A 9,704-nucleotide genomic window follows, 5' to 3' on the forward strand; every position below is an offset into this window, starting at 1 on the left:
CGCCGGCGGCGAGTATGCCGCGGCGGGTGGGGCGGGTGGCACTGGCGTTGGACATGGTGGTGGCTGCTTTCGAACGGTTGCGGCGGTTCCGGTGTGCGGGGCGCCCACGGGACAATTCGAGGGTAGGTTAGCCTAACCTCATGTTATGTCCAGGGGTGGCCCGGAGCGGACCACCCCCCGCCTCGCGCGGGCCGGGTCAGCTCACCAGCCCCAGCTCCCGCGCGATCAGCATCCGCTGCACCTCGCTGGTGCCCTCGCCGATCTCCAGGATCTTCGCGTCCCGGTAGAACCGCCCCACCGGGTACTCGTTCATGAACCCGTACCCGCCGAACACCTGCGCACCCTCGCGCGCGTTGTCCATCGCCGCCTCGGACGACACGAGCTTCGCGATGGCCGCCTCCCGCTTGAACGGCTCGCCGCGCAGCATCTTCGACGCCGCCTGGTAGTACGCCAGCCGCGCGGTGTGGGCCCGCACCTCCATGTCGGCGATCTTGAACTGGATCGCCTGGTACCGCCCGATCGGCGAGCCGAACGCCTCCCGCTCCTTGGCGTAGCGCACGCACTCGTCCACGCACCCCTGGGCCAGCCCGACGCCGAGCGCGGCGATCGCCACCCGGCCCTCGTCGAGGGTGCGCAGGAACTGGGCGTACCCGCGCCCCCGCTCGCCGAGCAGGTTCTCCTCGGGCACCCGGCAGTCCTGGAACGACAGCTCGTGCGTGTCCGAGGCGTTCCAGCCGACCTTGGAGTACTTGCTGCCCACGGCCAGCCCCGGCGTCCCGGCGGGCACGATGATCGTGGAGATCTCCGGGCGGCCGTCCGGCTTGCGGCCGGTCACGGCGGCGACGGTCACCAGCGAGGTGATCGAGGTGCCCGAGTTGGTGATGAACGCCTTGGTGCCGTTGAGCACCCACTGCCCGTCCTCCAGGCGCGCGGTGGTGCGCAGCGCGCCCGCGTCGGAGCCGCCGCCGGGCTCGGTCAGGCCGAACGCCCCCAGCGCCTCGCCCGCGGCCAGCGCGGGCAGCCAGCGGGCCTTCTGCTCGTCGGTGCCGAACCGCAGCAGCGGCATGACCGCCAGCGACACCCCGGCCTCCAGGGTGATCGCGACGGACGAGTCGACCCGCCCCAGCTCCTCCAGCGCCAGGCACAGCGCGAAGTAGTCGCCGCCCATCCCGCCGTGCTCCTCGGGCACGGGCAGCCCGAACAGGCCCATCCGCCCCATCTTCGCGACGAGGTCGTACGGGAACTCCTCCCGCTCGTAGAACCCGCCGATGACGGGCGCCACCTCCTCGCGGGCGAACCGCCGCACGGTGGCGCGCAGCGCCTCGTGCTCCTCGTCGAGCCGGAAGTCCAACAACGCCCTCACTCCTCGGGTGGCAGTACTGCGGCCAACTGCTCGTCCAGCGCGACCTGGTCGCCGGGCCGGACCCGTACCCCGGTGAGCACACCGTCGACCGGCGCGGCGACGGTGTGCTCCATCTTCATCGCCTCGACCACGAACAGCGCCTGCCCGGCGACGACGCTCTCGCCCTCGGCGGCGCGCACCAGCAGCACCGTCCCCGGCATGGGGCTGGTGACCGGTCCGCCGGACGAGGCCCCGCGCGCGGCGGCCACGTCGGGGGTGGTCTCCACGACCTGCCAGGCCCCGCCGTCGCGGCCGAGCCACAGCGCGTCCCCGTCGCGGGCCACCGCGTACCGGCGCGCGCCGACGACCAGCTCGTCGCCCTCGCGCCGCGCGGTCACCCGCACCGGGTCGGCGTCGCCGACGCGCACCTCCACGTCGGGCGCGACGCCGCGCACCCGCACCGCGGCGCCGTCGAGCACCCCCCGCGCCCAGGCGCGCTCGCCGACCCGCCAGCCGGTGAGCCGCTCCCACGGGTCGGCCCCGCCCAGCCCGAGGAACCGGTCGCAGCCCGCCGCCACGAGCACGTCGTCGGGCGTGCCGCCGGGCAGCAGCGCGTCGAGCGAGCGCTCCACCAGCCCGGTGTCGAGCCGCCCGGCGCGCACGTCCGGGTGGGCCAGCAGCGCCCGCAGGAACGGCACGTTGGTGGTCACGCCGAGCACGGCGGTCCGGGACAGCGCGGCGTCGAGCCTGCGCAGCGCCTCGGCGCGGGTGGCGCCGTGCGCGATCACCTTGGCCAGCATGGGGTCGTAGTCGCTGCCGACCACCAGGCCCTCGCGCAGCGCCGAGTCCACCCGCACCCCGTCGGGCTCGCGCAGCAGCAGCACCCGCCCGCCGGTGGGCAGGAACCCGCGCGCCGGGTCCTCCGCGTACACCCGCGCCTCCACGGCGTGCCCGCGCAGCTCGACGGAGGTGAACCCGAGCGGTTCCCCGGCGGCCACGCGCAGCTGCTGCTCGACCAGGTCGACGCCGGTGACCAGCTCGGTGACCGGGTGCTCGACCTGGAGCCGGGTGTTCATCTCCAGGAAGAAGTGCTCGCCGGTCGTGCCGTCCACGATGAACTCGACGGTGCCCGCGCCGACGTAGCCGACCGACTCGGCGGCCAGCACGGCCGAGCGCCCCATGGCCTCGCGCGCGTCCGCGTCGAGCAGCGGCGAGGGCGCCTCCTCGATCACCTTCTGGTGCCTGCGCTGGAGGCTGCACTCGCGCTCGCCCAGGTGCACGGTCGTGCCGTGCGCGTCGGCGAGGACCTGGATCTCGATGTGCCGGGGGTCGGACACGTACCGCTCCACGAGCAGCGCGTCGTCCCCGAAGGACGCGCGCGCCTCCCGCCGGGCGGACTCGACGGCCTCGCGCAGCCCGGTGGCCTCGCGCACCAGCCGCATCCCCTTGCCGCCGCCGCCTGCGGACGGCTTGACCAGCACCGGGAACCCGATCTCGGTGGCGGCGGCGATCAGCTCGTCGTCGCCCATGCCGGGTTCGGCGCGCCCCGGCACCACCGGCACCCCGGCGGCTGCGGCGGTGAGCTTGGCCTGGATCTTGTCGCCCATGACCTCGATGGCCCGCACGGGCGGCCCGATGAACACCAGGCCCGCCTCGGCGCAGGCGCGGGCGAACCCGGCGTTCTCGGCGAGGAACCCGTAGCCGGGGTGGACGGCCCGCGCGCCGGTCTCCAGCGCGGCGGCGACGATCCGGCCCGCGTCGAGGTAGCTGTCGCGGGCGGCGGCGGGCCCGATGCGCACGGCGGTGTCGGCCAGCCGCACGTGCAGGGCGTCCGCGTCGGCGTCGCTGAACACCGCGACGGACCGGACGCCCGCGCGGCGCAGCGCCGTGACGACCCGGACGGCGATCTCGCCTCGGTTGGCGACCAGGACGGTGTCGAACACGCGCATCACATCCGGAAGACGCCGTAGCCGACGGGGTCGAGCGGGGCGTTCGCCGCCGCGGACAGCGCCAGGCCGAGCACGGCGCGGGTGTCCAGCGGGTCGATCACGCCGTCGTCCCACAGCCGGGCGGTCGAGTAGTAGGGGTTGCCCTGGTCCTCGTACTGGGCGCGGATGGGGGCCTTGAAGGCCTCCTCGTCCTCGGCGGACCAGTCGGGCCGCTGGTCGCGCCGGACGGTGGCCAGGACGGACGCGGCCTGCTCGCCGCCCATGACGGAGATGCGGGCGTTGGGCCACATCCACAGGAAGCGGGGCGAGTAGGCCCGCCCGCACATCGAGTAGTTGCCCGCGCCGAACGAGCCGCCGATGACGACGGTGAACTTGGGGACGCGGGCGCAGGCGACGGCGGTGACCATCTTCGCGCCGTGCTTGGCGATGCCGCCCGCCTCGTACTCGCGGCCGACCATGAACCCGCTGATGTTCTGCAGGAACACCAGCGGCACGCCGCGCTGGTCGCAGAGCTGGATGAAGTGCGCGCCCTTGAGCGCGGACTCGCCGAACAGCACGCCGTTGTTGGCCACGATCCCGACCGGGTGGCCGTGGATCCGGGCGAACCCGGTGACGAGGGTCTGCCCGTACTCGCGCTTGAACTCCTGGAACCGGCTGCCGTCGACCACCCTGGCGATGACCTCGCGCACGTCGTACGGGGTGCGGCTGTCGACCGGGACGACCCCGTAGAGGTCGGCCGGGTCGTGCGCGGGCTCCTCGGTCGGCGCGACCTCCCACGGGCGGGGCGCGCGGGGGCCGAGCGTGCCGACGATGGAGCGGACGATGGCGAGGGCGTGCGCGTCGTCCTCGGCGAGGTGGTCGGTGACGCCGGAGACCCGCGAGTGCAGCTCGCCGCCGCCGAGCTCCTCGGCGGTGACGACCTCGCCGGTGGCGGCCTTCACCAGCGGCGGGCCGCCCAGGAAGATCGTGCCCTGGCCCCGGACGATCACGGCCTCGTCGCTCATGGCGGGCACGTACGCGCCGCCCGCCGTGCAGGAGCCGAGGACGGCGGCGATCTGCGGGATGCCGCGCGCGGACATGGTGGCCTGGTTGAAGAAGATCCGGCCGAAGTGCTCGCGGTCGGGGAACACCTCGTCCTGGCGGGGCAGGAACGCGCCGCCGGAGTCGACCAGGTAGGCGCACGGCAGGTGGTTGTGCAGCGCCACCTCCTGGGCGCGCAGGTGCTTCTTGACCGTCATCGGGTAGTAGGTGCCGCCCTTGACGGTGGCGTCGTTGGCGACCACCACGCACTCGCGGCCCTCGACGCGGCCGACGCCGGTGATGACGCCCGCGCCGGGGGCCTCGTCGCCGTACAGGCCGTTCGCGGCGAGCGGGGACAGCTCCAGGAACGGGGAGCCGGGGTCGAGCAGGGCGTCGACCCGGTCGCGGGGCAGCAGCTTGCCGCGCTCGACGTGCCGGGCGCGGGCCTTCTCGGGGCCGCCGGTCGCGGCGGCGGCGAGCCGGGCGCGCAGGTCGGCGGTCAGCGCGGTGTGCGCCTCGACGCCGCGCCGGAACGCGTCGGACGCCCGGTCGGCGGTGCTGCGCAGGACGGGGGCTGCCATGGACTCCCCTCGCGGTTAGCGGTCGTTAACCTCGCCTGATGTTAGCGACGGTTAACGCCAACCGTCCACCATCCCGGCGATTCCGGCAATGCCACGTCGGGGGCACCGGGCGGGACCGGAGTCGCGCCGGGGCGTCGGGCGCGCGGCTGACCTGGTCCGGGGCCGCGCACGCCGGGCCACCGGCCACGATCGCCCGCGGTTCGGGGGTCCGGGGTCGCCCATCGGTGTTACCCGCGGGTAATGCGAGATCTGATCGCTTTCCGGCGCGGATGTCGGCCTTTCCGGTTCCCAGGTGGCGGGCAACTCTGTTAACGATCGTTTACTCACGTCCGCGCGCTCGATTAGGATGGGCCCGTGACCCCGACCGCGAAGCAGACCCGGCGCGAGCAGATCCTCTCGGCGGCGGCCGAGCTGTTCGCCCGCCACGGTTTCCACGGCGTGGGGATCGACGACATCGGCGCCGCGGTCGGCATCTCCGGGCCCGCCCTCTACCGGCACTTCCGCAGCAAGGACGCGATGCTCGGCGAGATGCTGACCGCCATCAGCGAGCGCCTGCTCGACGGCGGCCGGGCCAGGGTCGACGCCGCCGCCGACCCGGAGGCCGCGCTGCGCGCGCTGGTCGGCTGGCACGTGGACTTCGCGCTGGACGACCCGGCGCTGATCACCGTGCAGATGCGCAACCTGGCCAACCTGACCGACCCGGACCGCAGGCGGGTCCGGGCGCTCCAGCGCGGCTACGTCGAGGTGTGGGTGCGGGTCGTCCAGGACGGCGTGCGCGGGGTGGACGAGCCGACCGCGCGGGCCGCCGCGCACGCGGTCTTCGGCCTGATCAACTCCACCCCGCACAGCGCGCACCTGGACCGCGAGCAGATGGCCGCCCTGCTGACCAGGATGGCGCTGGCGTCGATCACCTCGTCCGGCGCGCCGCGGACCGGCCAGCCCGCCTGAACCGCCTCCCCGCACCCGCCGGACCGACCCGCCGGACCGATCCCGCCGCGCATTCACCGGAACGCGCGCCGTTGACCCGGACAATGCTCTTCACCCTCGCCTGATCAATGCGCACTCTCCGCAGTGAGGACTGGTCGACGGGGTGCAGCAGGGGTCGAATTCACCGCAGGCACCCGATGTGCCAATGTTCTCAAGTTCCCGGCCGCGCCTGCCGTTCCACCCGGTGACCAAATAGTTCACCCAGGGTGTTCACGCCCCTCGCGGACCGGGCCCCGCGCAGGTCAGCACGCGCCCGAGCCCGTTTCGGACGCGTTTTGCGCACGGCAGCCGAGGAGGTCCGCGCACCGTGGTGATCCCGTTCCGATCCTTCGCGCGCACAACGAATCCGGGGTTCACCCGAAGTGACCCCTTGGCCTCGCCGTTTTCGTTCCGTAATCTCTCCGCCCAATGAGCGCAGCCGAACGCACCGCGCGGGGCTGGCCGGGGCTCGACCTCCTCGCCCGGCTGCCCGCCTGGTCCCGCTTCGTCCTGGTCACCCTGGCGGTCCTCGTCTGCGGTGTGGTCGCCTCGCGCCCGGCCACCGCCGCCAAGGACGAGCCGCTGACCGGGGACGCCGCGACCGCGGCGGCGGCCGTGGACGCGCTGCGCCACCCGAGCGCCGCCGACCCGCTGGCCGCGTTCCCCGCCGACTTCGACGCGGTCATGGGCCGCAGCCCGAGCGCGGTCCCCGCCGGGGACGGCACGCTGCGCGCGGCCGACCCGTCCGGCGACTGCTCCGGTCCGGCGGGCGCCACGAGCTGGGACTTCGACCTGGCCTGCAAGTCCCACGACCTCGGCTACGACCTGCTGCGCTACGCCGAGATCAAGGGCCAGCCGCTCCCGCAGTCCGCGCGCCGCGAGCTGGACACCCGGCTGGAGCTGGACATGCACGACCGCTGCCGGGCCAACCCGCGCGGCTCGGAGTCGCAGTGCCACGCGGTGGCCTCGGTGTACGCGGCGGGCCTGGAGTTCAACTCCTGGCGGCAGCGCTGGAGCGCGCCCGGCCACGAGCCGGTGCTGGCCTGGGGCTTCGGCAGCGCCGTGGTCGTGCTCCTGCTGCTGGCGCGCGTCCCCGGCGCCCGCGCCCGCCGCGGGGGCGGGCCCGGCGAGGGCGACGGGGGCCCCGAGGCCGCCCGCCCCGCGCCGCTCCCGGCCAGCCCCGACCGGTACGCCACCTTCCTGCGCCTGGCCAGCCTCGGCCTGGTCGTCGCGGGCCAGTCGCTGCTCACCCTCTCCCGCTGGTCCGGCTTCGGCGCCCCGTGGCTGTGGGTGGCCGCCTGGGTGCTCCAGGCGGTCCCGGTGTTCTTCTTCGCGGGCGGCCACGCCAACCTGCTCGCCTGGCAGGCCGTGCGCGCCGACCACGGCGGCTACGGCCGCTACCTGACCGGCAGGCTGACCTGGCTGCTGCGCCCGGTGCTGGCGTTCGTGCTGGCCTGGCTGGTCCTGCCGCTGCCGCTGCAGCTGCTGGACGTGCCCGAGGACGGCGTCGAGCTGTTCGGCAGGCTGATTGCCCAGCCGCTGTGGTTCGTCGGCGTCTACCTGGTCGCGGTCGCCGCCACCCCGCTCATGGCCGCGCTGCACCGCAGGGCCCGCCTGCTCACCCCGTTCGCGCTGGTCGCCCTGATGGCGGTGGTGGACGCGGTCCGGGTCGCCCACGAGTGGCGCACCGGCGGCTACGCCACCCTGGTGCTGGGCGCGCTGCTGCTCCAGCAGCTGGGCTTCTGCTACGCGGACGGCTCGCTGGCCAGGGTCCGCCGGTCCGCGTACGCGGGCCTGGCGCTGGTGTCCGCGCCCGCGCTGGCCGCGCTGCTGGCGCTGGGCGGCCACCCCGGCGCGGCGGTCGCGCTGCCCGGCGACGACGTCGAGGGCGCCGGGTCGCCCACGGTGCTCCTGCTGGTGCTGGCCCTGGGCCAGCTGTGCCTGGTGATGCTGCTGCGCGAGCGGGCGACCGCGTGGCTGGCGGACGGCACGCCGTGGCGGGTGGTGCACTACGCGCGCACCGCCCCCATGACCCTGTACCTGGGCTACCTGACCGCGCTGGCCGCCGTCGTCGGCTCACTGGGCCTGCTGGACTCCCCGAGCACCGCGGTGACCTGGCTGCTCACCTCCGGCGTCCCCCGCTGGCCCGCGCTGCTCGTGCTGCTCCTGCTGCCGCTGCTGCGGGCGTTCCACCGCTTCGAGCGGCACCAGGCGCTCCCGCTGTGCCGGACCAGGGAGACGCACCGCACCAGGCTCGCGGTCACCCTCGGCGTCGGCTACGGCGCGCTGGGCGTGGTCGGGTTCGTGGTGACCGGGTTCGCGGGCCAGGCGGGCAGCCTCGGCGGGCTCCAGGTCGACGCGCTGCAGAACCTCATCCACCTGCTCCTGGGCTGGTACCTGGTGCACGTGGCCCGCTCCGGGGCCTGCCACGACCGGGGGCCGTGGCTGCTGACCGCGCTGGCCTGCGTCCCGCCGATGCTGGTGCTGGAGCCGACCAGCTCGGTGCTGGCGCTGCACGGGGCGACGATCGCGGTGGCGCTGCTGGCCTGCGCCGCGAAGCAGGACCAGCAGCGCGCACCAGAGCACTGGCAGCCACGCGAGGCGCTGCACCACCCATGAGGGCGAGCCGGGCTCGGTCAGCAGACCGGGCACGGCCCCGAGCACCGCGCCGACCAGGGCGACGGCGAGCAGCGCGCTCTGGTGGGCGAGGTAGATCGGCAGCGCCCGGTCGTTGACCCACCGGGCGGGGAACCTCGGGCGGACCAGCAGCACGAGGCCGATCTGGGCGAGGGCCAGCGCCAGCGCGGCCGGTGAGGGCGGGAACAGGTTGGACGACTGGCCGCCGGGGACGCCGACCGCGCTGGCCGGGTAGCCCGCGAACCGGACCAGCAGGGCGAACGCGGTCGCGCCGCCGACCAGCAGCGCCGCGCCCCGCGAGCGCCAGGCCCGCTCGTCGGCGCCGCCCGGTCCACCGCGCAGCAGCAGCCCGAGCTGCCACGGCGCGCTCCACACCAGCAGCACGTTGATCCACCCGAGGTCGAGCGCGGCCAGCAGGACGACGCCGAGGAGCCCCGGCCAGCCGAGGCGGCGCAGCACCGGCGTGCAGGCCAGCAGCACCAGGTGCACGCCGAGGAACCACAGCGGCCCCACCACCAGCCACCCGACGACCAGCACGGTCTCCTGCGGCAGCCCGCGCAGCGACAGCCCCAGCAGGACCAGCGCCCACACCCCGAGCAGCACCCCGACCGACGGCAGCACCCGGCGCGCCCGGACCCACCACGGCACGCGCGAGCGCGCGGCGGCGAACCCGCCTGCGAAGAAGAACAGCCCCAGGGTCTGGAGCACCCAGGTCACCGGGGCGAGCTCGGGCATCCAGCGCAGCGGGCTGTCCAGCACCACGCCGTGCTCGGTGAGCACCAGCGCGGTCACCAGCCAGTGGCCGAGCACCACGCCGGTGATCGCGAGGGCGCGGACGGCGTCGACGAACGGGTCGCGGGTCACGGGGGCGCCTGCCTCGTGGGGGGTGGTGGGGGTTGGGGCGGTGGGGGTTGGGCTGGTGGGGCGCGGGCTGGTGGGGCGCCGGTCGGCGGGACTCGCGCAAGCGGGGCGCGGACGGGCGGGTGGGGCCGCGCCGGGACGCGGAGGCGCGCCGGAAGGCGGGGCCGCGCCGGAGCCTGCGGACATGTCGGGGGCGGCAGGCGCGCCGGGGGCGGCAGATGCGCCGGACCCTGCGGGCGTGCAGCGGTCGGCGGGCATGTCGGAGCCTGCGGGCATGTCGGGCGCGGCGGGCGCGCCGGGGTCGACAGGCGCGCCGGAGCCTGCGGGCGTGCAGCGGTCGGCGGGCAT

At 75.2% G+C, this 9,704-nt stretch carries 5 protein-coding genes and 1 pseudogene; 2 read left to right on the forward strand and 4 right to left on the reverse strand.

Going from position 1 to position 9,704, the window contains the following annotated elements; all coding sequences use genetic code 11:
* Positions 1-196: 196 nt before the first annotated feature.
* The 3 genes from ACTUAL_RS16960 to ACTUAL_RS16970 are packed head-to-tail and all read right to left on the reverse strand — an operon-like array spanning position 197 to position 4,892.
* Complete coding sequence (locus ACTUAL_RS16960; protein ID WP_440900953.1) at positions 197-1,354, reverse strand: acyl-CoA dehydrogenase family protein; 1,158 nt, start codon at positions 1,352-1,354, stop codon at positions 197-199.
* Between the two features lie 5 nt (positions 1,355-1,359).
* Positions 1,360-3,291 carry an acetyl/propionyl/methylcrotonyl-CoA carboxylase subunit alpha gene (locus ACTUAL_RS16965; RefSeq protein ID WP_440900950.1) on the reverse strand — a complete coding sequence of 644 codons (1,932 nt, stop codon included), beginning with the start codon at positions 3,289-3,291 and terminating at the stop codon, positions 1,360-1,362.
* The gene (locus ACTUAL_RS16970; protein WP_440900951.1) at positions 3,291-4,892 is read right to left on the reverse strand and encodes a carboxyl transferase domain-containing protein; all 1,602 of its coding nucleotides are present in this window, start codon (positions 4,890-4,892) and stop codon (positions 3,291-3,293) included. Before ACTUAL_RS16970 ends, ACTUAL_RS16965 begins: the two co-directional genes overlap by 1 nt.
* A 354-nt stretch (positions 4,893-5,246) precedes the next feature.
* Between ACTUAL_RS16970 and ACTUAL_RS16975 the strand changes: the two genes are divergently transcribed.
* Both ACTUAL_RS16975 and ACTUAL_RS16980 read left to right on the forward strand, forming a co-directional pair.
* A complete protein-coding gene (locus tag ACTUAL_RS16975) occupies positions 5,247-5,840 on the forward strand; it encodes an SACE_7040 family transcriptional regulator (protein ID WP_096496849.1) in 594 nt (197 codons plus the stop codon).
* 447 nt (positions 5,841-6,287) lie between these two features.
* The gene (locus ACTUAL_RS16980) at positions 6,288-8,477 is read left to right on the forward strand and encodes a phospholipase A2 (protein ID WP_440900952.1); all 2,190 of its coding nucleotides are present in this window, start codon (positions 6,288-6,290) and stop codon (positions 8,475-8,477) included.
* A gap of 15 nt (positions 8,478-8,492) precedes the next feature.
* On the opposite strand, the pseudogene ACTUAL_RS16985 reads toward ACTUAL_RS16980, so the two are convergent.
* A pseudogene (locus ACTUAL_RS16985) lies at positions 8,493-9,704 on the reverse strand (acyltransferase family protein); the annotation flags it as partial.

This window comes from Actinosynnema sp. (genome assembly GCF_052038725.1).